Origin of the sequence: Paracoccus aminophilus JCM 7686, assembly GCF_000444995.1 — a bacterium.
GTDB classification, from domain to species: Bacteria; Pseudomonadota; Alphaproteobacteria; order Rhodobacterales; family Rhodobacteraceae; genus Paracoccus; species Paracoccus aminophilus.
Window position 1 is genome coordinate 2,848,160 of record NC_022041.1, and the last position, 22,805, is coordinate 2,870,964.

At 64.4% G+C, this 22,805-nt stretch carries 20 protein-coding genes; 13 read left to right on the forward strand and 7 right to left on the reverse strand.

Features of this window, described 5'->3' with window-relative positions:
* Positions 1-7: 7 nt before the first annotated feature.
* The 3 genes from JCM7686_RS23545 to JCM7686_RS13905 all read right to left on the reverse strand — a co-directional run bounded on the left by JCM7686_RS23545 (position 8) and on the right by JCM7686_RS13905 (position 4,096).
* Positions 8-421 (reverse strand): sugar dehydrogenase complex small subunit, encoded by a 414-nt coding sequence (locus JCM7686_RS23545; RefSeq protein WP_051201575.1) that lies wholly within the window; start codon positions 419-421, stop codon positions 8-10.
* A gap of 184 nt (positions 422-605) precedes the next feature.
* Positions 606-2,906, reverse strand: coding sequence for a PIG-L family deacetylase (locus tag JCM7686_RS13900; protein WP_020951449.1), 2,301 nt, complete (start codon positions 2,904-2,906; stop codon positions 606-608).
* Positions 2,903-4,096, reverse strand: coding sequence for an ROK family transcriptional regulator (locus tag JCM7686_RS13905; RefSeq protein ID WP_020951450.1), 1,194 nt, complete (start codon positions 4,094-4,096; stop codon positions 2,903-2,905). The genes JCM7686_RS13900 and JCM7686_RS13905 overlap by 4 nt, the downstream gene beginning before the upstream one ends.
* A gap of 188 nt (positions 4,097-4,284) precedes the next feature.
* Here JCM7686_RS13905 and JCM7686_RS13910 point away from each other — a divergent pair, with 188 nt between their 5' ends.
* The 6 genes from JCM7686_RS13910 (at position 4,285) to JCM7686_RS13935 (ending at position 10,889) form a co-directional block, all read left to right on the forward strand.
* Positions 4,285-5,526, forward strand: coding sequence for an extracellular solute-binding protein (locus JCM7686_RS13910; RefSeq protein ID WP_020951451.1), 1,242 nt, complete (start codon positions 4,285-4,287; stop codon positions 5,524-5,526).
* Positions 5,527-5,663: 137 nt separating this feature from the next.
* The gene (locus tag JCM7686_RS13915) at positions 5,664-6,617 is read left to right on the forward strand and encodes a carbohydrate ABC transporter permease (RefSeq protein ID WP_020951452.1); all 954 of its coding nucleotides are present in this window, start codon (positions 5,664-5,666) and stop codon (positions 6,615-6,617) included.
* Between the two features lies 1 nt (position 6,618).
* On the forward strand, positions 6,619-7,458 hold the full coding sequence (locus tag JCM7686_RS13920; RefSeq protein WP_020951453.1) for a carbohydrate ABC transporter permease: 840 nt from the start codon (positions 6,619-6,621) through the stop codon (positions 7,456-7,458).
* Positions 7,459-7,461: 3 nt separating this feature from the next.
* Complete coding sequence (argH, locus tag JCM7686_RS13925; protein WP_020951454.1) at positions 7,462-8,967, forward strand: argininosuccinate lyase; 1,506 nt, start codon at positions 7,462-7,464, stop codon at positions 8,965-8,967.
* Positions 8,967-10,004: an ABC transporter ATP-binding protein gene (locus JCM7686_RS13930; RefSeq protein WP_020951455.1), complete on the forward strand. Its 1,038-nt coding sequence runs from the start codon at positions 8,967-8,969 to the stop codon at positions 10,002-10,004. Before argH ends, JCM7686_RS13930 begins: the two co-directional genes overlap by 1 nt.
* Before the next feature lie 3 nt (positions 10,005-10,007).
* Positions 10,008-10,889, forward strand: coding sequence for an ROK family protein (locus JCM7686_RS13935; RefSeq protein ID WP_020951456.1), 882 nt, complete (start codon positions 10,008-10,010; stop codon positions 10,887-10,889).
* A gap of 64 nt (positions 10,890-10,953) precedes the next feature.
* Here JCM7686_RS13935 and JCM7686_RS13940 read toward each other — a convergent pair whose 3' ends face one another.
* The gene (locus tag JCM7686_RS13940) at positions 10,954-11,928 is read right to left on the reverse strand and encodes an HpcH/HpaI aldolase/citrate lyase family protein (RefSeq protein ID WP_020951457.1); all 975 of its coding nucleotides are present in this window, start codon (positions 11,926-11,928) and stop codon (positions 10,954-10,956) included.
* A gap of 99 nt (positions 11,929-12,027) precedes the next feature.
* Positions 12,028-12,684 (reverse strand): response regulator transcription factor, encoded by a 657-nt coding sequence (locus JCM7686_RS13945; RefSeq protein WP_020951458.1) that lies wholly within the window; start codon positions 12,682-12,684, stop codon positions 12,028-12,030.
* 191 nt (positions 12,685-12,875) lie between these two features.
* Here JCM7686_RS13945 and JCM7686_RS13950 point away from each other — a divergent pair, with 191 nt between their 5' ends.
* The 6 genes from JCM7686_RS13950 to glyA are packed head-to-tail and all read left to right on the forward strand — an operon-like array spanning position 12,876 to position 21,185.
* Positions 12,876-14,123, forward strand: coding sequence for an aminotransferase class V-fold PLP-dependent enzyme (locus tag JCM7686_RS13950; RefSeq protein ID WP_020951459.1), 1,248 nt, complete (start codon positions 12,876-12,878; stop codon positions 14,121-14,123).
* A 24-nt stretch (positions 14,124-14,147) separates the two neighbouring features.
* Positions 14,148-15,344 (forward strand): malate--CoA ligase subunit beta, encoded by a 1,197-nt coding sequence (locus tag JCM7686_RS13955; RefSeq protein ID WP_020951460.1) that lies wholly within the window; start codon positions 14,148-14,150, stop codon positions 15,342-15,344.
* Between the two features lies 1 nt (position 15,345).
* Positions 15,346-16,227 (forward strand): succinate--CoA ligase subunit alpha, encoded by an 882-nt coding sequence (gene sucD, locus JCM7686_RS13960; protein WP_020951461.1) that lies wholly within the window; start codon positions 15,346-15,348, stop codon positions 16,225-16,227.
* A gap of 17 nt (positions 16,228-16,244) precedes the next feature.
* Positions 16,245-17,216, forward strand: coding sequence for a 2-hydroxyacid dehydrogenase (locus JCM7686_RS13965; protein WP_020951462.1), 972 nt, complete (start codon positions 16,245-16,247; stop codon positions 17,214-17,216).
* Complete coding sequence (locus JCM7686_RS13970) at positions 17,216-19,870, forward strand: phosphoenolpyruvate carboxylase (RefSeq protein ID WP_020951463.1); 2,655 nt, start codon at positions 17,216-17,218, stop codon at positions 19,868-19,870. Before JCM7686_RS13965 ends, JCM7686_RS13970 begins: the two co-directional genes overlap by 1 nt.
* Before the next feature lie 19 nt (positions 19,871-19,889).
* Positions 19,890-21,185, forward strand: coding sequence for a serine hydroxymethyltransferase (gene glyA / locus JCM7686_RS13975; RefSeq protein WP_020951464.1), 1,296 nt, complete (start codon positions 19,890-19,892; stop codon positions 21,183-21,185).
* Positions 21,186-21,204: 19 nt separating this feature from the next.
* Here the strand turns inward: glyA and JCM7686_RS13980 are convergent, their stop codons facing one another.
* The gene (locus tag JCM7686_RS13980) at positions 21,205-21,588 is read right to left on the reverse strand and encodes a hypothetical protein (protein WP_020951465.1); all 384 of its coding nucleotides are present in this window, start codon (positions 21,586-21,588) and stop codon (positions 21,205-21,207) included.
* An 88-nt stretch (positions 21,589-21,676) separates the two neighbouring features.
* On the opposite strand from JCM7686_RS13980, the gene JCM7686_RS13985 reads away from it, so the two are divergent.
* The gene (locus tag JCM7686_RS13985; protein ID WP_020951466.1) at positions 21,677-22,444 is read left to right on the forward strand and encodes an alpha/beta fold hydrolase; all 768 of its coding nucleotides are present in this window, start codon (positions 21,677-21,679) and stop codon (positions 22,442-22,444) included.
* Between the two features lie 6 nt (positions 22,445-22,450).
* Here JCM7686_RS13985 and JCM7686_RS13990 read toward each other — a convergent pair whose 3' ends face one another.
* Positions 22,451-22,756 carry a hypothetical protein gene (locus JCM7686_RS13990; protein ID WP_020951467.1) on the reverse strand — a complete coding sequence of 102 codons (306 nt, stop codon included), beginning with the start codon at positions 22,754-22,756 and terminating at the stop codon, positions 22,451-22,453.
* Positions 22,757-22,805 lie beyond the last annotated feature (49 nt).

Here is a 22,805-nt window from a genome sequence, read left to right on the forward strand (position 1 = left end):
CCTCCGCCTATTGCTCGGCCGGGGCATCGCCCCAATAGCCATATGCGCCGCCACACATTCCCCAGGGTTTGGAGAAACTCAGCGCCTTCCAGACCAGAGCCTCGGTGAAATCGGTGACGCCCTTGCCGTCCGGGGTCATGCCCGAATACCAAGCCGCGACGATCTGGTTCGCGACCTTTGCGCTGGCCTTGTCGGCGGGATCGGTGACGAGCTTCCCGATCGTCTCGCCCATGCCGGCGTCAAGGCAGGCCTCATAGACCGCGTTGCCCATGCCGCCATCGAGCGCGCTGCTTTCGGTCAGGGTCTTGGAAAGCGCCATGAACGCGTCGAGATCCGCCGCTTGGGCCGCCCGTGCCTCTCCCGGAAGTCCGATGCCCGTGAACCGGGCCGCCGCAATCAGCGCGACGCCTGACACAAACATTCGTCTTGAGATGGGTTGGAGCATTGAAATTCTCCGATCTGCATTTGTTGCGAAAAGCAGGTGAACAAAATTCAACGGATCAGACCGATCCGAGTTCCGTGCCAAAACAGCCGAAGTTGATGCCGATTTCTTTAGAAAATCAATTAGGTAATAAAGCGGGCCCTGTGCGACCCGCGACACCGGCCTAAGCCGGTGCCAGCAGATTCGCCATCAGCCGGAAGGCTCCGGGGACGAATTGCGCCATCTGGTGATGCAGCGTCAGCGCGACATGGCTGTGGCGTCCCTTGCCGAACCGCCCGGAAATCAGCGCGCCGGTCAGCGGCGCCTCGCCCGGATCGGACATGGCAAGCAGCGGGTGATAGGCGCTGTCCCAGCGCGCGGCAAAGTAAAGCCCGCGCTCTTTGTCCCAGCCCTGCCAATCCTCGGGCCCGATGCGGTTCGGCCCGGCCAGCAGCGGATGGGCGGGGTCGAGCAGCGTGACGGCGGCCTCGGGATCGGTGACGCGCCAGCGCAGCGAGGGCGTGCCGATGTCAAGGCGTCCGGGCCCGAGATCCGGGCTCCAGCCCTGATCGGGGCGCTGGTAGAAGGTCACGAGATGGCCGCCTTCGGCAACGAAGCGACGCAGCTCGGGCGCGGCCTCGCGCAGCCCCGCGACCATGCCGAAGGCAACGGTGCCGATCAGCACGGTATCGAACCCCGTCAGCGCGCCGGGCCCGGGCGCGCCGAGCAGCTCGGGCGCAAATCCCGCCAGCCGCAGCGCGCCAAGGCTATCGTCGCTGCCCGGAATATAGCCGATCCGCGCCTCTGGGAGCGCAAGATCCAGCGCGAGCAGCCGCACCCGACGCGGCGCGGCAAGATGCAGCGCGCGCCCCTCGGCGGTGGTGGCTTTTTGCCAATCGGTCAGGGGAATGCCCTGCCGCTGGGGCGTCAGATCAATCCGCCCGGCGGCCAAGCGGCGCAGGCCCGGCCCCCCGGGCGCGCCAAGGCTTGCCGGATCGGGCGCAAGCGTCACGCCTTCGGGCAGATCAAGCGGCAAGGGCCAAGCCACCTGCCCGTCCTGCCGCCGCAAGATCAGATCGCCTTGTGCCAGATCGCTTGCCGAGGCGGGCTTGATCTCGGGCGCCACGGCCAGATCCAGCGCCGCGCGGTAGATCCGCCCCTCGACGATCGCGCTCAGCCGCGCGGAAATCGCGCCATTGCCGCCCAAGGGCGCCCAGCCCGCGCGGAAACTTTCCGCCGCCACGACATCCGGCTGGGCCGCGAGCGAAAACCCCGCCTCGCCGACCTCGAGGCTCACGCCTTCGGGCAGCACCAGCTCGATCCCCTCGGCGCGGTCGATGTCGAGACCGACCCGCCTGCCTGCCGGAAGAACCGGCGCCATAGCGGCGATCCGGCGCGGCAGATCGCCCGACGCGAGAAGCATCGCCTGATCGAGCGCGCGTTTCTGCCAATCGAGCCGATGGCCATGGGTCGCAGCAAACTCCGGGGTTTGCGTCGCGCGCGCACCGGCAAGGCAGCGATCCGCCTCGCCCAGGATCGCGACCAGCTTTGCGCGCGGCGCGGCTTTCGCGGCGTCGAAAAGCTCGGCCAGTTCGCGCAGCTCGGCGGGACCATCCGGCAGATCCGAGAGCCGCAGCGCCAGGCCGTCGGCCAGATCGGTCTCGGGCCCGCCGTCAACTAGGTGCAGCGGCCAGTCCTGCGCACCGTCGCGCGTGGGATCGCCCATATCCTGCGAGGCATGGCAGAGCCGCGAGGCCTCGCCAAGACGCAGCCAGCTCGCCCCGGTCAGCGGCTCGACCCCTGCGGCGCGCAGGATCAGCGTCGCGGGCGGCGGCGGCACTTCGTCGTCATAGGTCGCGCCCCCGCCCGACCAGGCGGGCAGATAGAATTTCGCGGGCCGCCACGGCGCGAGCCCCGGCGTGACATGGCCGGGATCGCCCGCCAGATGCCAGGCCGCCAGCGCCGCCTCGGTCATGGCGCGGTGGTGCCCATGCTGGCCCGGCACATCGAGAAAGGTCGGCAAGACGACATCGGGCCGCGCCGCACGAAAGAGCCGCACCAGCCGGTCGGTGATCAGCGCCGGACCGCCCCAACGGCGCAACGTATCCGTGCCGCTTTTCGAAAAGCCGAAGTCATGGACAGGATCGGAGGGACCAAAGCCCAGCCAATGCAGCTCGGCATCGAGCACCTCGGCCGCGCGCTCCATCTCATGGCTGCGCAACAGGCCGAGCCGCCCGCCGCGTTCTGGCCCGCTGAGGTTCTGCCCGCCCTCGCCCCGCGTCGATGAGGCGATTGCGATGCGAAAGCCGCGCCCGAACCGCAGCCACGCCAGAAGCCCGCTATGCTCGTCATCAGGGTGGGCGCCGGTGTTCATGACAGAGATCACCGCGCCCAGCCGCGACAGCGCGCGCTCCAGCGGAAAGGCCAGAAAACGGCGCTGCAACGCCGCCAGATCGGCGCGGGTGGTGATCTCGCTGGTGCTCATGATCCGTCTCCTGCGCCCTCTCCCGCCTCGGGGGTCAGAGCGTCGTAAAAGGGAAGCGCCGCGGCCCCGAGTGCGGCGGTAAAGGCGCCATCCTGCCCGCGTTGCAGGCGCGGCAGGCGGCGCTCGGGCAGGGCCGCGACCGAGGGCTGAAGCGGCACCGCCGCGATCAGCGCATCGATGACCGGCCCGGGCAGTTGCCCACCGATGACGATGGTTTCGGGGTCGAACATATTCTCGATCATCGCGACGACGGGCGCGAGCCGCTGCCCGGCCTCGGCAAGCCAGCCAAGCAGGCGCGGATCGCCTTCCGCCCAGAGCCGCGAAACCGTGCCCGGGGTCAGCGCGATCCCCAGCGCCTCGGCCATAGCGTGGCGCGAGACATAGCGCTCGAGGCAGCCGTTCTGACCGCAGGAACAGGCCCGCCCGCCGGGCGCGATCACGATATGGCCGATCTCGCCCGCATTGCCGCGCGTGCCGCGCAACAGCCTGCCCGCGCTCAGCGTGCCAAGGCCGATGCCCTCGCCGAAATAGATCAGCGCAATGTCGCGCGCCTTGGCCCCGACCCCGAAAAGCGCCTCGGACAAAGCCGCCGCATTGGCGTCGTTTTCCATGCGCACCGGATGGCCGAGAGCCGCGCTGAGACAGGCGGGGGTAATGTTTTCCCAGCCCGGCAGGGTCGCGGGATCGCTGCCCGCGCTGGCGGCGGGCAGAAACGGGCCGGGCATGACCACGCCAATGCCCAGAAGTGCGCCCGAAAGCCCCGCGCCAATGCGCGCGATCTCGGCGGCAAGATGGGCCAGACAATCCTCGGGCGAAAGGCTTGCGGGCTGACTGCGGCTTTGCTCGATCGGGCGGCCGAGCAGATCGAGCACCACGGTCGCGATGCCTTTCACGCCGATCTCGAAGCCGAAGGTATGCGCGCCCTCGGGGTTCAGCCCAAAGAGGATCGCGGGCTGGCCGCGCCCCTCGCGCTTGCGGCCGAGATCGAGGATCAGCCGCTCGGCCAAAAGCTCGTCGAGAATATTGACCACCGCCGGTCCGGTCAGGCGCAAAGCCTCGGCGAGCTCCTTGCGGCCAAGCGGGCCATGCTGGCGCAAGAGGTCCAGAATGACGCGCCGATTGTGGTCGCGCGCCCGCACCGGGTTCTTGCCGATCCCCGCCCGCGCCCGGCCCCGTTCCTGCCTGACCACCAAATCCGCCTCCTGCCGCGTCCCTCCGCAGGACATTCTTCCAGCGGACCGGCTATACTTCAAGTTAATTTACTTATTGACAGGCCAACCCCGCTCTTTCACTTTCAGAGCAGGGACGAAAGCGGGGGAGAACAGCTTTCGCCTGTGCAAAATCGGGCCAGAGTGCCGCCAACGGAGGGGAATTCACCATGAAACGCATCGTTTTGGCTGGCCTTGTCGCCGGTGCCTCGCTGTTTGCCGTTCAAGCGGCAAGCGCGGTCGAAATCGAATATTGGCAATATGTCTTTGAAACCCGCGTCAAGGCGATGGACAAGCTGATCGAGAATTTCGAGAAGGCCAATCCCGACATCACCGTCAAGCAGATGACCTTCCCCTATGCCGATTATCAGACCCGCGTGGTCGCGGCGACCATGGCCAAGAAGGGCCCGGATGTGATGCAGCTTTTTTACGGCTGGACCGACCAGTTCGTGAAGGGCAAGGTCATCCAGCCGCTCGATCCCGCCGCTTTCCCCCATGACAAGATCGAGGCCGAATTCTTCCCGATCGTTTCGGCGATGAAGCGGGGCGAGGATTATTACGGCCTGCCGACGGCGGTGCGCTCGCTCGCGCTCTTCTACAACAAGAAGCTCTTTGCCGATGCGGGCATCGCCGAGCCGCCGAAGACGCTCGACGAGATGGTCGCCGATGCCAAAAAAATCGCCAAATCCGATGCCGCCGGGAATTTCGAGATCGAGGGCATCACGCTCGATATGGCCGGTCAGGACCATCACTGGTGGCGCGAGGTTCTGGTGCGCCAGTTCGGCGGCGCGCCCTATACGGATGACTACCGCACCGTGACCTATAATGATGCGGCGGGCGAAAAGGCGCTCGATTTCTACACCGGGCTGCAAACCCGCGAGAAGGTCGGCATGTCGGGCTTCATGGATGAGGGTCAGGCCGCGTTCCGCGCCGGTCGCGCCGGCATGACCATCGACGGCACATTCCGTCTGGGCGCCTTCCGCGACATCAAGGATTTCGAATGGGGCGTGGCCGAGCTGCCCGAACAGGACGGCATCCGCTCGAACTATGCGTCCTATTTCGCCAATGCGATCGGCTCGGGTGCGAAGGGCGAAAAGCTTGAGGCGGCGCAGAAGTTTCTGGCATATATCTCCTCGGAAGAGGCGATGAAAATCTGGCTCGACGAGGTCGGCGAGCTCCCTGCCCGCCGCGCGGCTGCCCTGACCGACGAAAACCTGCAAAACCCGGTCTATGCGCCCTTCCTCAAGGGGCTCGACTATGCCCATACGACGCTTTTCGTCGAGGAAAACGCGCAGCGCCAGATTGCGACCGATATGGTCAACCGGGTCTTGCTGCAAAACCAGCCTGCCGCGGAATCGCTGAAAGAGGCCGCGACGGCCGAGCAGGCGGTGCTCGACAAGGCGGCGAAATAAGGCGGCCAAGTAAGGTCCGCGTTCCGGGGCGCGCGCCGTAAGCGCCGCCCCTCATCGCCACAGCCGGGGCCGGACACGGCCCCGTTTGCTGCTCTCGCGGCAACGCAAGCACTGGCCGCGCCAGAAAGGAAAGCAGGATGGCAGACGCTTCCGCCGCCCCCCATACCCCTCCGGCTCCCCGCGCCCCCGAGCCTGCCCCGACGGCCCGGCGCGGGCTCAGGATGCGCACGAAACGCCTGCTCTGGGTCTGGAGCTTTCTGGCGCTGCCCGTGCTCTTTTACAGCGTCATCCGCTTTTATCCGACCATCGAGGCCTTCTGGCTGTCGCTGACGAATTGGGATCTGCTGTCGGATCCCGAATATATCGGGCTTGAGAATTACCGCCGTCTCTTTGCCGATCCCCTGTTCTGGCAAGTCTTTGGCAATACGTTCAAATATCTGCTGATCGGCACGCCGGTCTCGCTGGTTCTGGCCTTCACCATCGCCTATTTCCTTGACCGCATCCGCTTTGGCCATACCTTCCTGCGCGCGCTTTATTTCCTACCCTTCATCACCACGGCCTCGGCCATGGCCTGGGTCTGGCGCTGGTTCTACCAGCCCGCGCCGACGGGCATCATCAACAATGCGCTCGGCCAGCTAGGGATCAGCCCGATCCCCTTCCTGAAATCGACCGAGCTTGCGCTGCCCTCGATCACCTTCACCGCGATCTGGGCCGGGCTTGGCTTTCAGATCATCATCTTCATGGCCGGTCTGCGCGCGATCCCCTCGACCTATTACGAGGCCGCGCGCATCGACGGGCTGAACGAGCGTCAGATTCTGCGCAAGATCACCTTGCCGCTGCTGAAACCGACCACGGTCTTTCTGGTGGTCTTTTCCTCGATCGGCTTTCTCAGGATCTTCGATCAGGTCTTCAACATGAGCTCGATCGACCCGGGCGGGCCGCTCAATTCGACGAAACCTTTGGTGCTGATGATCTATCAGACCGCGTTTTCGTCTTATGAAATGGGCTATGCCGCCGCCCAGACGACGGTGCTCTTCTCGATCCTTCTGGTGATCTCGCTTGTGCAACTCTGGCTGATGAGGGATCGCTGAGATGACCGCCCGCACCCTGTCCTATGGCAAAATCGCGCCCGGCAAGATCATCACCTGGACGCTGCTCTTCATCGGCGGCGTCGCCATGGTCACGCCGCTGCTCTTCATGTTCTCGACCTCGCTCAAGACGGCGGGCCAGATCTATGACCTGCGCTTGATCCCGGCCGAGCCGACGCTGCAGAACTATGTCAAAGTGCTCTCGGACGGGCGCTTCCTGCGCTGGTTCCTGAACTCGATGTTCATCGCCTGCGCCGTGACCTGCTCGAACCTCTTCTTCGACAGCCTCGTCGGCTATACGCTGGCGAAATTCGAGTTCCGGGGCCGCAAGTTCATCTTCATCGCGATCCTGTCGACGCTGATGATCCCGACCGAGATGCTGGTGATCCCGTGGTATCTGATGAGCGCCAATCTCGGCTGGCTCGACACCTATTGGGGCATCATGTTTCCGGGCATGATGACCGCGTTTGGCACCTTTCTGATGAAGCAATTCTTCGAGGGCGTGCCCGATGATTTCCTCGAAGCCGCGCGCATCGACGGGCTCAATGAATTCACCATCTGGTGGCGCATTGCCATGCCGCTGGTGACGCCCGCGCTGTCGGCGCTCGCGATCTTCACCTTCCTTGGCAATTGGACGGCCTTCTTCTGGCCGCTGATCGTCACCACCAGCGCCGAGCATTACACCTTGCCGATCGGGCTGACCTCTTTCGCGGTCGAGCAATCCATCCAATGGGAAATGATTATGACCGGCGCCGCGCTTGCGACGCTGCCGACGCTGGTCGTCTTCCTTCTTCTGCAACGCTATATCGTGCGCGGCGTAATGCTGGCGGGCCTGAAAGGCTGACCCATGACCACCCTTCCCCCCGATACCTCGGTCTTTCCCGATCCGGTCTATAAAGACACCGTGCTGCGCCCGCTTTTTGACGGGGCCAAGACCCATCACGTCGCGGGCTTTCGCGCCATCGACCGCGCCCATCTGGTGATGCTGGCGGAAACCGGGATCCTGCCGCGCCAAAGCGCCAGCGCGATTGCCCGCGCCTTGGTCGAGATCGAGGCCGAGGTCGATCCCGCCACGCTGACCTATACCGGCGAGGTCGAGGATTATTTCTTCCTGACCGAGCAGATGTTGAAAGCGCGCCTCGGGCCCGATCTTGGCGGGCGGCTCCATACCGCGCGCTCGCGCAATGACATCGACCACACGCTCTTCAAGCTGGCGCTGAAGCCGCGCATCGACGCGATGCTGACCGAGGCGCGCGCGCTTCTGGCCGCGATGATTGCCAAGGCCGATGCGGAAGCCGCGACGCTGATCGTCGCCTATACCCATGGCCAGCCCGCCCAGCCCTCGACGCTTGGCCATTACCTCTCGGGCGCAATCGAGATCCTCGCCCGCGACATCGCCCGGATGGAAGAGGCGCGGGCGATTGTCGATCTTTGCTCGCTGGGAGCAGCGGCGATCACCACCTCGGGCTTTCCGATCGACCGCGCCCGCGTCGCCGCCCTGCTGGGCTTTTCCGCGCCGCAAAGGAACAGCTATTCCTGCATTGCCGCGGTCGATTACATCACCTCGACCTATGCCGCGATCGAGCTGCTTTTCCTCCATCTCGGGCGGCTCATTCAGGATTTCCAGTTCTGGACCGCCTTCGAGGTCGGCCAGCTGCACGTCCCGAATGCGCTGGTCCAGATCTCGTCGATCATGCCGCAAAAGCGCAATCCCGTGCCGATCGAGCATCTGCGTCACCTCTCGTCCCAAACCCTGGGCCGCGCGCGGACCATGCTGACGATCATGCACAACACGCCCTTCACCGATATGAACGACAGCGAGGGCGAAAGTCAGGAGGCGGGCTATCAGGCCTTTGCTTCGGGAAGCCGGGTGCTACGGTTGCTGACCGCGCTGATCGCACAGGTTCAGGTCAATCCCGCCCGGGTGCGCGCCAATATCGACCGCGCCTGCATCACCATCACCGAGCTTGCCGACAGTCTCGTGCGGCGCGAGGATCTCTCGTTCCGCCAGGCCCATGAGATCGCCGCCGACACCGCCCGCGCGGTCGTCGCCGCCGAGACCAGCCTGTCGGCGGGCGGTCTCGCCCCCTTCCGAGCCGCGTTCGAGGCCCATACCGGCCGCGCGACGCGGCTCAGCGAGGCGGACTTTGCCGAAATCGTCAGTCCCGAATATTTCGTTGCCGTCCGCGCCCGCTTTGGTGGCCCCGCGCCCGAACCGATGGCCGAAGCGCTCGCCGCCTATCGCGAAAGCCTGAGCGCCCTCGATCACCGCATCGCGGCGCGCGCCACACGCGAGGCCGAGGCGGCCCGCACCCTCGACACCGCCTTCTCGGCTTTGCTGGAGGATCGCTGATGGCGACCATCGAACTTAGAAAACTCGTCAAATCCTACGGCAAGACCGATGTCATCCACGGCATTGATCTGGGCATTCAGGACGGCGAATTTGTGGTCTTCGTTGGCCCCTCGGGCTGCGGCAAATCAACGACGCTGCGCATGATCGCGGGCCTTGAAGAGATCTCGGGCGGCGAGATCCTGATCGGCGGCACCGTCGTCAACGAGCTCGATCCCAAGGCGCGCAATATCGCGATGGTCTTCCAGAATTACGCGATCTATCCGCATATGACCGTGCGCCAGAATATCGCTTTCGGGCTTTATACCTCGAAAGCGCCCAAGGCCGAGAAAGACGCTCGCGTCGATGAGGTCGCGGCGATCCTTGGCCTGACGCCCTATCTCGAGCGCCGCCCCGCAGCCCTGTCGGGCGGTCAGCGCCAGCGCGTCGCGATTGGCCGCGCGATGGTGCGCAATCCTTCGGCCTTTCTCTTTGACGAGCCGCTCTCAAACCTCGACGCCCAGCTGCGCGCGCAGATGCGGATCGAGATCAAGCGCCTGCATCAGCGCCTTGGCACGACCATCGTCTATGTCACCCATGATCAGGTCGAGGCGATGACCATGGCCGACCGTATCGTGGTGATGAAGGACGGCCATATTCTGCAAGCGGGCGCGCCGATGGAGCTTTACGAAAGCCCCGTCGATGTCTTCACCGCGCGCTTCATCGGCAGCCCCTCGATGAACATCCTGCCCGGTCGTGCGACGGGAACGGGCTTTGCGCCGGACCCTGCGGGCGATCTGCTGCTTGGCCTGCGCCCACATGATCTGACGGTCGGCGTGCCGGTCTCGGACCCGATCCTGACGCTTGCGGGCAAGGTCACGGCGGTCGAGCCGCTCGGCCCGGAAACGCTGGTCCATTTCGAGGTCGCGGGAGAAAGCATCATCGGCTCGGCCCCCGGCACGCTGGTCCCGGCCATCGGCGCCGAGGTCAGCGCCAGCCTGCCGCGCGGGCTTTTGCATCGGTTCGATCGGCAAAGCGAACGCAGCCTGGGCCGGGTCTGAGCCATGGTGGCAGAGGTTTTTCTCGGCGTCGATGTCGGCGGCACCAAGGTTCATGCGCTGCTGACCGATCCAATGGGCACGGTTCTGGCCGAAGCGCGCGAGCCGACCGCCCCGACCGGCGGGCTCGCCTTGGCCGATCAGATCGCGCAGCTGGCGGACCGGCTGTGCGCGCAGGCGGGCTGCGCCCGGCCCGTCGCTGCGGGCATCGGCCTGCCCGCCTCGGTCGATCCGGTGACGCGCGCGCTCAGCGTCATCCCGAATATTCCCGAGATGGCGGGCACCGGCTTTTTCCCGGCTCTGCAAGCGCGGCTCGGCGGCCGGATCGCGCTGGAAAATGACGTGAGCGCGGCGGCGCTTGGCGAGGCCTGGCTCGGCGAAAGCGGCGATCCTTTGGCCTTTGTCGCGCTTGGCACCGGCATCGGCATGGGGCTGATCCATCGCGGCGAGATCTTTCGCGGCTGTCGCGGCGGCGCGGGCGAGATCGCCTTCCTGCCGCTCGGCGCCGATCCGGCTGATCCGGAAATCCGTCAGTCAGGCGCGCTGGAAGAGGTGCTCGGCGGCAAGGGCTGGCGGCGCGCCTATCAGGCGGCGAAGGGCCAAAGCGAACCCGATCTGGCGCAGCTTTTCGCGGCAAATGACCCGGTTTTCGAGCTTGTGATCACAAATCAGGCGGCACTTCTCGCGCGCGCGCTTCTGTCGGTGTCAGCGCTGGTCGCGCCCGAGGTGATCGTGCTCGGCGGCTCTATCGGGATGCAGCCGAAGCTCATCGCCGCGACCACCGCCGCGCTGGCCGAGATTTGCCCGCATCCGCCCCGGATCTGCCCCTCGCGGCTTGGCCCGCGCGCGGGCGCCTTGGGCGCGGCACGCGCGGCGATGCTCGGCTGAGAAACGCCAAAAAGCCGCGCCTCCCCCAAGGAAGGCGCGGCGATTTTCACGTCAATCGCGCCGATCAGGCGGCGATTTGACGGGCTTTTTCGACCAGAACTTCGGCCTGACGGATCGACGCGTAATCGATCAGACGACCGTCGAGCGAGACCGCGCCTTTGCCAGCGGCTTCGGCTTCGGCCATCGCCTTCAGGATCTTCTGCGCGCGCTCGATTTCAGCAGCCGAGGGGCTCATCACTTCGTTCGCCAGCGCGATCTGGCTCGGGTGGATCGCCCATTTGCCTTCGCAGCCCAGAACGGCGGCGCGGTAAGCCGCGGCTTTATAGCCATCGGGATCCTGGAAGTTGCCGAAGGGGCCGTCGATCGGACGCAGGCCGTTGGCGCGGGCCGCGACGACCATGGTCGCCAGCGCGTGGTGCCACATATCGCCCCAATGGATCTGGCGCGAGCCATCGGCCAGCGGGTCGGTCAGGACCGAATAATGCTCGTTCACGCCACCGATGACGGTGGTGCGGGCACGGGTCGAGGCGGCATAGTCAGCCACGCCGAAGTGAAGGCTCTCGTTGCGCTTCGAAGCGCCCGCGATCGCGGCAACGTTCTGCATACCAAGCGCGGTTTCGATGATGTGCTCGAAGCCGATGCGCTTTTTATAGCCCTTCGCGTCTTCGATCTGGGTCACCATCATATCGACGGCATAGACGTCGGCGGCGGTGCCGACTTTCGGGATCATGATCAGGTCAAGACGCTCGCCCGCCTGTTCGACGACGTCGACGACATCGCGGTACATGTAATGCGTGTCGAGGCCGTTGATTCGCACGGAGAGGGTTTTCTTGCCCCAATCCATCTCGTTCAGCGCCTTGATGATGTTCTTGCGCGCCTGCGCTTTCTCGTCGGGAGCGACAGCATCCTCGAGGTCGAGGAAGATCACATCGACGTCGGATTCTGCTGCCTTTTGAAACATTTGCGGCTGGCTGCCGGGGACGGCCAGTTCACTGCGGTTCAGCCGCGCGCGGGCCTGTTCGATCGGATGGAAGCTCATCTTGGGATGCTCCTGGCAGGATGTTGGGAATGCCGTCAGGAGTGAAGCAATTTTCTTTCCTGTCAACATCGAACCTCGAACTATTATTATTCTTCATGCTTAAGTCTCGCTCGAAGAACTCCCGCTGATCCCGGCCCGGCCATGCTTGTGGGAATAGTAAAATGCGATCGCCTGAGCGCGATTCTTGAGCGAAAGCTTGTCGTAAAGATTGGACAGGTGGAACTTCACCGTGTTGGTCGTAATCCCGAGATGGGTGGCCAGTTCGCGATTGGTCAACCCGGTCGCCAGAGCCTCGAGCATCTTGGTTTCGCGATTCGACAAAGCCTTCAGCGGATCGTTCTGAAGCTTGCGAACATCGACATAGGGAAAGACCATCCGCCCCGAGGCCACCGCCGCGCAGGTGTCGAGCAGGCTGTCGACCGGCCCGTTGCGGGCAACGAAACCGGCGGCCCCCGCCCCCATCGCGGCAAGATGGGCCTCGCTGCCCTCGTCGGCATAGATCACGACCCGAGGCGCGCGTTCCTGTTCGCGCAAAACCTCAAGCAGCCGCGCCCCGCCAAGTGCAGGCAGGTTCCAGTCGATGATGCCGACATCGGCGGGAACGCGCATCGCAAGGCCGAGAAAACCTTCCGCCGTGGCCGAGGTCGCGACGAGGGAAAACTGGGGGTGCCGCTCGAAAACCTCGGCCATGGCGCTCAGGACCAGCGGGTTGCTGTCGGCAAGCATGATCGAGATTTGTGCCGGTTTTTTGTCCATTTTGATCACTTTTCTCCCTTTTTTCCTACCCATTTAGGTGGATACATCTCCACCAAAACTCGTATTCCACCAGAAAGGATAGGTAATTTCCCACCCATAAGAATATCACTTGGCAGGAGAAACTACCGTTGTGAGATTCGCGGTTCAATTATTTTCTCAATCCAAAGGTTATCGATCGAAGGGAAACTCGAATGAGCGAAGCAACCATCTTCGGACAACTGGAAATCCCCCAGACTCTCGCTGCGGGACCGGGGCCGGGCAATACCGATCCGCGGGTTCTGCAACGTTTTGCTGCGGCAGGCGTGGCTGACCACATGCAGGCCGACGTTCTGCGCGGCATGGTCGAAAGCAAGCTGATGCTGCGCGAAGTCATGGGCACCTCGAACGTCTACACGTTCGGCGTCGCCGGCACCGGCTGGAGCGGGCTCGACACGCTGTTCAGCGCGATCATGCCGGGCGAGAAAGTCGTCGTCTTCGTGAACGGCACCTTCTCGGGCATCGATGGTCTGACCATCCGCATGAAGGCCGCGACCGCTGAAGAGCTCGCAGCCAATCCGATGGACCCGCAGCCCGCTTCGGTCACCATCATCAACGTGCCGCACGGCCAGTCGGTCACCGGCGAGCTCGTCGAGCAGGCTTTGGCCGAGCACAAGCCGCAATGGGCCGCGATGGCGCATTGGGAAACCGGTTCGGGCCGCATCAACGACATCCGTGGTTTCTCGGATGCCTGTGAAAAGCACGGCGTGATGGGTCTGGTTGACGCAGTCTCGTCGCTTGGCGTCGAAGATTTCGCGATCGACGATTTCCCGGGCGTCGCTGGCTGGGCCTCCTGCCCGCAAAAAGGCATCTGCTGTCTGCCGCTGACCTATGCGCCGGTCTCGTTCACCGATGCCTATATCGCGAAACTGCGCAAAACCGGCACCCGCACCTTCGTGCATCACCCGATCCTCGAAGCCCGTCACTGGGGTATCGTCGACGGCAAGGATGTCGAAAAAGGCGTCTACCACCGCACCCACAGCGCTTATGCCGTCTCGGCTTTCCACGAAGCCCTGCGCATCACGCTGCAGCAGACCGTCGAAGCCCGCGCCAAGCAATATGCCTTCCACGAGGCCGCGCTGCGTGACGCCGTCACCGCGATGGGCTGCAAGGTCACCTCGAACATGACCTCGCTTGTCGTGCTGAACCTGCCCGACGGGCTGGCTGGCCGCGAACAAGAGCTCGTGCAGTCCTGCCGCTCGAAAGGCTTCGGCATCTGGCCGACGCTCTCGGCTCCGGTTCAGGTCCGCATCGGCATTCTCAACCTGCTGAACGAACGTGCCATCACCGAAATCGTCGAGCGCTTCGCCGCCGAGATGACCCTGATGGGCGCCAATATCGACATGGAAACCGTCCGCGCCGGGCTTGAGCGTCACTACGCATCCGCCGCAGCCGCCGAGTAAGCGCATCCTTGGGAGGAGGAAAACATGGATATTCATGAGTATCAGGCGAAAGAGATCCTGAGCAATTTCGGGGTAGGCATCGCGCCCGGCGCGCTGGCCTACAGCCCCGAGCAAGCGGCCTACCGTGCCCGCGAACTGGGCGGGGAGCGCTGGGTCGTCAAGGCTCAGGTCCACGCCGGCGGCCGCGGCAAGGCCGGTGGCGTCAAGATCTGCAGCAGCGACACCGAGATCCAATCGGTCACCGAAGAGATGTTCGGCCAGAAGCTGGTCACGCATCAGACCGGCCCGGAAGGCAAAGGCATCTATCGCGTCTATGTCGAAGCCGCTGTGCCGATCGCGCGTGAGATCTATCTGGGCTTCGTTCTCGATCGCGGTTCGCAGCGCGTGATGATCGTCGCTTCGGCCGAAGGCGGGATGGAGATCGAGGAAATCTCCGAGAACCGTCCGGAAAGCATCGTGCGCGCCACGGTTGAACCGGCGGTCGGTCTGCAGGACTTCCAGTGCCGCGAGATCGCTTTCGCGCTTGGCGTGTCGCCGAAACTCGTGCCGCAAATGGTCCGCACCCTTCAGGGCTGCTACCGCGCGTTCCGCGAACTCGACGCGACCATGGTCGAAGTCAACCCGCTGGTCATCACCTCGGACGACCGCATCCTGGCGCTCGACGCGAAAATGACCTTCGACAACAACGCGCTCTTCCGTCACCCGCAGGTGGCCGAGCTGCGCGACAAGTCGCAGGAAGATCCGCGTGAATCGCGTGCTGCTGACGGTGGCCTCTCCTACGTCGGCCTCGACGGCAATATCGGCTGCATCGTGAACGGCGCCGGTCTGGCCATGGCCACGATGGACACGATCAAACTGGCGGGCGGTGAGCCTGCGAACTTCCTCGACATCGGCGGCGGTGCAACGCCCGAGCGTGTGGCAAAAGCCTTCCGTCTCGTGATGTCGGACAAAAACGTTCAGGCCGTTCTGGTCAACATCTTCGCCGGCATCAACCGTTGCGACTGGGTTGCCGAAGGCGTGGTCAAGGTTCTGCGCGAAAACCCGGTCGATGTGCCGGTGGTTGTGCGCCTTGCCGGCACCAATGTCGAAGAAGGCCAGAAAATCATCGCGCAAAGCGGCCTGCCGCTGATCCGCGCCACCACCCTGAACGAAGCTGCCGAGCGGATCGTCGCCGCATGGCGCAGCGACACCAACCGCAACGCCAATCTGAAAGTCGTCTGAGATGAGCATTTTTCTGGATAGCGACACCCCTGTCATCGTTCAGGGCATCACCGGCAAGATGGCCCGTTTCCACACCAAGGAAATGATTGAATACGGCACCAATGTCGTCGGCGGCGTCGTCCCCGGCAAAGGTGGCGAAACCTGCGAAGGCGTTCCGGTGTTCAACACGGTCAAGGAAGCCGTCGAAGCCACCGGCGCCGAGGCCTCGCTCGTCTTCGTGCCGCCGCCGTCTGCGGCCGACTCGATCATGGAAGCCGCCGATGCGGGCATCCGTTATTGCGTCTGCATCACCGACGGCATCCCGGCTCAGGACATGATCCGCGTCAAGCGCTACATGTACCGCTACCCGAAAGAGAAGCGGATGGTGCTGACCGGACCGAACTGCGCAGGCACGATCAGCCCCGGCAAAGCCATGCTCGGCATCATGCCCGGCCATATCTACCTGCAGGGCAACGTCGGCATCATCGGCCGTTCGGGCACGCTCGGCTATGAAGCCGCGGCACAGCTCAAAGAGCGCGGCCTTGGCGTCTCGACCTCGGTCGGCATCGGCGGCGACCCGATCAACGGTTCGTCCTTCCGTGACGTGCTCGAGCAGTTCCAAAACGACCCCGACACCCATGTCATCTGCCTCATCGGCGAGATCGGCGGGCCGCAGGAGGCTGAGGCCGCGGAATATATCCGTGACCACATCACCAAGCCAGTCGTCGCCTATATCGCGGGTCTGACCGCTCCCAAAGGCCGCACCATGGGCCATGCGGGCGCGATCATCTCGGCCTTTGGCGAAAGCGCTTCGGAAAAGGTCGAGATCCTGACCGCAGCGGGCGTCACCATTGCCGAAAACCCGGCTGTCATCGGCGAGACCATTGCTCGCGTGATGCAGTAATCTCACAGGAGGCCAGAATGGCAAAACCCCGGGTTCTTGTCACCCGTCGCTGGCCCGCAGCCGTCGAAGCGCGTCTTAACGACCTCTTCGACGTGCAGCTCAACCGCGACGACACGCCCATGCAGCCCGAAGATTTTCGGGCTGCCATGGGACAATATGATGCGATCCTGCCGACGGTGACTGACAAGCTCGGCGCACCTTCGCAGGAGATCGAACGCCCCCAGACCCGCATCTTCGCCAATTACGGTGTCGGCTTCAGCCATATCGACATCGACCGGGCAACGGGTCACGGCATCACCGTCACCAATACGCCCGACGTGCTGTCCGAATGCACCGCCGATATCGCCATGACGCTGCTTCTGATGGTCGCGCGTCGTGCCGGTGAAGGCGAGCGCGAGCTGCGCGCCGGCAAATGGACCGGTTGGCGTCCGACGCATCTGATCGGGACGAAAGTCACCGGCAAGACCCTGGGGATCATTGGCTACGGACGCATCGGGCAGGAAATGGCCCGGCGCGCTCACTTCGGCTTCGGCATGAAGATCCTCGCCTATAACCGCAGCCCGGTTGCGCCCGAAGTTCTGGCGCAATGCGGGGCGACCCAGGTGGCGAGCGTCGACGAGCTGCTGCCGCAATGCGATTTCGTGTCGCTGCACTGCCCCGGTGGCGCGGCGAACCGGCACCTGATGGACTCGCGCCGTCTGGGGCTGATGCGGCCCGATGCCTTCCTCATCAACACCGCGCGCGGCGAGGTCATTGACGAGACGGCTCTGTCGCAGGCGCTCTGGTTCGAAACCATCGGTGGTGCCGGGCTCGATGTCTTTGACGGCGAGCCGAACATCAATCCCGCCCTGATGGGCAGTGACCGTCTGGTCATGCTGCCGCATCTTGGCTCGGCCACCCGCGAAGCACGCGAAGCGATGGGCTTCCGGGTCATCGACAATCTCGAGGACTTCTTTGCCGGCCGTGAGCCGCGGGATAGGGTGAACTGATGGATGACGCTGTTGCTCGGATTGAAGCGGGGCCGGTGACGGTCACTCAGACGGATTACGCCAGAGGGCTGCGGCGCGAGCTGCGCGAGCTTTGGCGCAGCGTTCTGGCGCGACGCGCGCCACAGGTCCTGCCCTCGCTTTCGGGCGAGTTGAAGGGCCTGCCCGCCGAAGCGAGCATCACCGAATATCTGCAGGGGCTGAACATCTGGTTTCAGCTTCTGCGGATCATCGAAGAAAACGCCGCGACCCGTGCGCGGCGGATGACCGAGGTCGAGACCGGCCCCGCCGGCATCGAGGGCAGCTTTGCCCGCGTCATGGAAACCACCGGCGATTTGGCCGAAGAGCAGTTCCGCGCCACCGCGCAGCAGCTGTCGGTCGGCCCGACGCTCACCGCCCATCCGACCGAGGCCAAACGCGCCACGGTTCTCGAAATTCACCGCCGCATCGCCCATGCTCTGGCCGAGCTCGAAAGCAGCCGCCTGACCAAACGCGAGCGCGATACGCTGATCTCGGGCATCGAATGCGAGATCGACCTTCTGTGGCTGACCGGCGAATTGCGCCTCGAACGCCCGACGCCCCATGACGAGATCGGCTGGGGTCTGCAATTCTTCCGCGACAGTATCTTCGACGCGGCCGTCGAGGTCACCGGCTCCTATCAGGACGCCGTCAGCCAGCGTTTCGGCAATTCCGAAGAGGTCGCGCCCTGCTTCGACTTCCATTCCTGGATCGGCGGCGACCGCGACGGCAACCCCGGCGTGACGGTCGAGACCACGGCGGCGGCGCTGAAACAGGCCCGCGCTGCCGCGATCGAGCGTCATCAGCAGGATCTGATCCGCGCGACCCAGCATCTGAGTATCTCCAGCACGATCTCGCATCTGCCCGATCCGGTGCGCGAAAGCCTGCAAACCGTGATCGACGCGGCCCCCCTGCCCGAAGATGCACCGCGCCGCAATCCGGGCGAATATTTCCGTCAGGCGCTAAGCGCGATTACCCGCCGCATCGTGGCGACGGGCACGGGCGAAGGCCCGGCCTATCCCCATGTTCGCACCTATATCGCCGAATTGCGCAAGGTCGAGGCCGCGCTTGAGGCCATCGGCGCGGCGAAACTCGCCCGCCGCATGATCCGCCCGCTGCGCTGGCAGGCCGAGATCTTCGGCTTCCGCACCTTCATGCTGGATGTGCGCCAGAACTCCTCGGTGACGACGCAAGTGATCTCCGAGATCTGGGGCGAGGGCGCGCCGGAATATGGCACGCCCGAATGGACCCAGCGCCTGCGCAGCGAAATCGGCATGGCCGAGCTGCCCGCGCTCGACATCGACGCGCTTGGCCCGCAAGCGCAGGAACTCATCGCCCTTCTGGCGCTGATGTATCAGACCCGGCTTGGCGCCGATCCGCGCGCCATCGGCCCCTTCATCCTGTCGATGACCCGTTCGAGCGACGATCTTCTGGGCGTCTATCTGCTGGCGCGCTATGCCGGGTTCGGCTCGGAAAAGCTCGACCTCAAGGTCGTGCCGCTCTTCGAGACCATCGGCGACCTGCGCGCCGCGCCCCAGATCCTGACCGAACTTTTGCGCGTCCCGCTGGCCCGGCGCAGCTTGGATGACGGCAACCACCGCATCGAGATCATGCTGGGCTATTCGGACAGCAACAAGGATGGCGGCTATCTGACCTCGAGCTGGGAGCTCGGCAAGGCGCAGCGCTCGATCAAACAGGCGCTCGCCGATTTCCGGCTGACGCCCAGCTTCTTCCACGGTCGCGGCGGCTCGGTCAGCCGTGGCGGCGCACCGACCGAACGCGCGATCGCGGCCCAGCCGCGCGGCACCGTGAACGGCCAGCTGCGCACCACCGAACAGGGCGAGGTGATTTCGGCGAAATTCTCGAACCGCCCGACCGCCCAACACGAGCTGGAACGGCTGGCCTCCTCGGTCCTCGCCCAATCGCTCGACGGCCGCCGCATCCCGATGGTGCCCGAGTTCATCGACACCTTCGAGGCGCTGTCGGGGATCTCGCAGACCACCTATCAAGAGCTGCTCCGCCGCCCTGGCTTTATCGATTACTTCCAGCAATCGAGCCCGGTCGAAGAGCTCGCCAAGCTCAAGATGGGCTCGCGCCCGACCCGGCGCTTCGGTGCAAAAAGTCTCGAAGATCTGCGCGCGATTCCCTGGGTCTTCGCCTGGTCGCAAAACCGCCATCTCATCACCGGCTGGTATGGGATCGGGACCGCGATCTCGGAATTCCGCCGCATCCAGAACAATGACGAGCTGTTGCTGCGCATGTTCGAGAAATCGCGGATCTTCCGGCTGATCGTCGACGAGGTCGAGAAATCGCTCTTCCACGCCGATCTCGACATCGGCGCGCAATATGCGACGCTGGTCGCCGATCCGGCGGTGCGCGACGACATCTTCGGGCGCATCCGCAAGGAATATGACGCGAGCCGCGAGGCGATCATGTTCCTCAACGGCGGCACGCCGATTGGCGAGCGCTTCCCGATGATGTCCGCGACCTTTGGCCGGGTTCAGGCCGATCTGGCGCGGGTGCATGATCTTCAGATCAGGCTTTTGCATGACTACCGAGACCGCCCCGGTCGCGACATTCTCGTGCCCTTGATGCAGACGATGAACTGCATTTCGACCGCACTTGGCTGGACCGGCTAATCCCTCAGGAGGAGACGAGATGAATATCCACGAACCTTTGCACGGCTTCTTCACGGAAGATCTTTCCACCCGCGATACCGCGATTTTTGACGCGATTGAGAAGGAGCTCGGTCGTCAGCGTCACGAGATCGAGCTGATCGCGTCCGAGAACATCGTCTCGAAGGCGGTGCTTCAGGCCCAGGGCTCGGTGCTGACCAACAAATATGCCGAGGGCTACCCGGGCAAGCGCTACTATGGCGGCTGCCAATTCGTCGACATCGTCGAGGATCTCGCGATCGAGCGCGCGAAAGAGCTGTTCAACGCGGGCTTTGCCAACGTTCAGCCGAACTCGGGCAGCCAGATGAACCAGGCCGTGTTCCTGGCGCTTCTGCAGCCGGGCGACACCTTCATGGGGCTCGACCTGAATTCGGGCGGCCACCTCACCCATGGCTCGCCGGTCAACATGTCCGGGAAATGGTTCAACGTCGTCAGCTACGGCGTGCGCAAGCAAGACCAAGTCCTTGATATGGAAGAGATCCGCGCCAAGGCGCTCGAGCACAAGCCGAAGCTGATCATCGCCGGCGGCACCGCTTACAGCCGCGTCTGGGATTGGGCTGCCTTCCGCAAGATCGCGGATGAAATCGGTGCCTATCTGATGGTCGACATGGCCCATATCGCGGGTCTCGTGGCCGGTGGCCAGCATCCCTCGCCGCTGCCGCATGCCCATGTCGTGACCACCACGACCCACAAATCGCTGCGCGGTCCGCGGGGCGGCATGGTGCTGACGAACCACGAAGACATTGCGAAAAAGATCAACTCGGCGGTCTTCCCGGGCCTGCAGGGCGGTCCGTTGATGCATGTCATCGCCGCCAAAGCCGTGGCTTTCGGCGAGGCGCTGCGCCCCGACTTCAAGGACTATGCGGCTCAGGTCGTGAAGAACGCTCAGGCCATGGCCGATGAGCTGATGAAGGGCGGCATCGACATCGTTTCGGGCGGCACCGACAACCACCTTTGCCTCGCCGACCTGCGTCCGAAAGGCGTGACCGGCAAGGCGACGGAAGCGGCGCTCGGCCGTGCCCATATCACCTGCAACAAGAACGGCGTGCCGTTCGACCCGGAAAAGCCCTTCGTGACCTCGGGCGTGCGTCTGGGCGCACCGGCGGGCACCACGCGCGGCTTCAAGGAAGACGAGTTCCGCCAGATCGCGCGCTGGATCGTCGAAGTTGTCGACGGGCTCGCCAAACATGGCGACGCGGGCAATGCCGAGATCGAGGCCAAAGTGAAGGCTGAAGTCGAGGCGCTGTGCCAGCGCTTCCCGCTCTATCAGGGCATGTAATCGCAGTGAGTGCGGGGGTCTAAAGGCTCCCGCGCTCGACCAAGATCCAGATCGCGACCCCGCCGATCACGACCAGGCCAAGCGCCAGAGCCGCGCCCAAATGCAGCGCCCGCTCCCGCCACCGCGCCCCTTTGCCAACACCGTTCAGATGTGACACCAACGCGCGATGGGCGGAATGCGCGCGGGCGAGATCAATCTGTTTGCCCAGCCGTGGCTGATCGACGCGCTGATCCGCCTCGGCCAGAAAAGCGGCCTCGCGGCGCAGCTTGCGCGGTAGCGCCCCGCCGCGGCGACGCACCATCACCGACAGATCCGCCGATCGTCCCCGCCGCACCCCGCCAAACCGCGTCCCCATCAGCGACGCGACCTCATCGGCCATGCCGCGCACATCCTCAACCGCCATCCGCTCCGTCCTCTGAACTGAGCGCAAACTATCGCCACTGGTCGCGCTGCGCCAGTGGCGATAGATTTGCCGAAAAAGGGGCCGCGAGATGCTGAATTTTACGACAATGGGCGAGGCGAATGGCCTGCCGCCGGTGGTTCTGGCGCATGGGCTGTTCGGGTCGAGCAAGAATCTCGGCGGGGTCGCGCGGCGGCTGGCGCAAGAGCGGCGGGTGCTCTCTGTCGATATGCGCAACCACGGCGACAGCTTTCACAGCCCCGACCATAGCTATGCGGCGCTGGCCGCCGATCTGGCCGAGGTCATCGCGGCCGAGGGCAGTCGCGCTGATCTGATCGGGCATTCGATGGGCGGCAAGGCCGCAATGACGCTCGCTCTGTCGCGGCCCGAGCTGCTGCGCAGGCTTGCGGTGCTCGACATCGCCCCCCTCGCCTATCAGCACAGCCAAAGCGGGCTGATCGACGCGATGGAGGGGCTTGATCTTGCGGGCGTCACGCTGCGCTCCGAGGCGGACCGCCGTCTGTCTGCCCGGATCGAGACGCCGGGCGTGCGGGCCTTTTTGCTGCAGTCGCTTGATCTCAAAAGCGATCCGCCGCAGTGGAAGATGAACCTTCCCGCCCTGCGTGCCGAGATGGACAAGATCACCGGCTGGCCGGACGATCTGGCGCCCGCGGCCTTTGGCGGGCCGGTTCTGGTGTTGGCAGGGGCCGAGTCGGATTATTGCGCAGGCCCCGCAGTCGCGGCGATCACGCAGTATTTCCCGCAGGCCGAGATCGAATTCATTCCCGGCGCGGGCCATTGGCTTCACGCTGAAGCGCCCGCAATCGTCAGCGAGCGACTGGCCGCCTTTCTGGCCTGAGCCCGGTTAGGTCCAGCCGCAATGGAGCGACATTCGCGCCTCTCCGGTTTCGCCAGGCAGGCGCGTTCGGAAGCTGTCGCGCAGCACGCGGCAGCCGGTGGTTTGTTCGACCGCCCGGATCATCAACAGCGGAACGGGCCTGCGCTGTTCGCGGGTGAGGTAGCCCAGACGGATCACCTCCGCCCGGTTGTCCTTGTGGAAGACCGCGAAATGGATGCCCTCTAAGGTGACATCATGGCGCCTGGCCCCAGCAAATTCCGGCGCCGAAGACGCACAGGCCGACAAAAAGAGGAAGAGAAGAAGAATCCGCATGGCACAGGCCTATCAGACGAGGTTTAACAAGGTGTTAAGTGACGCCCGT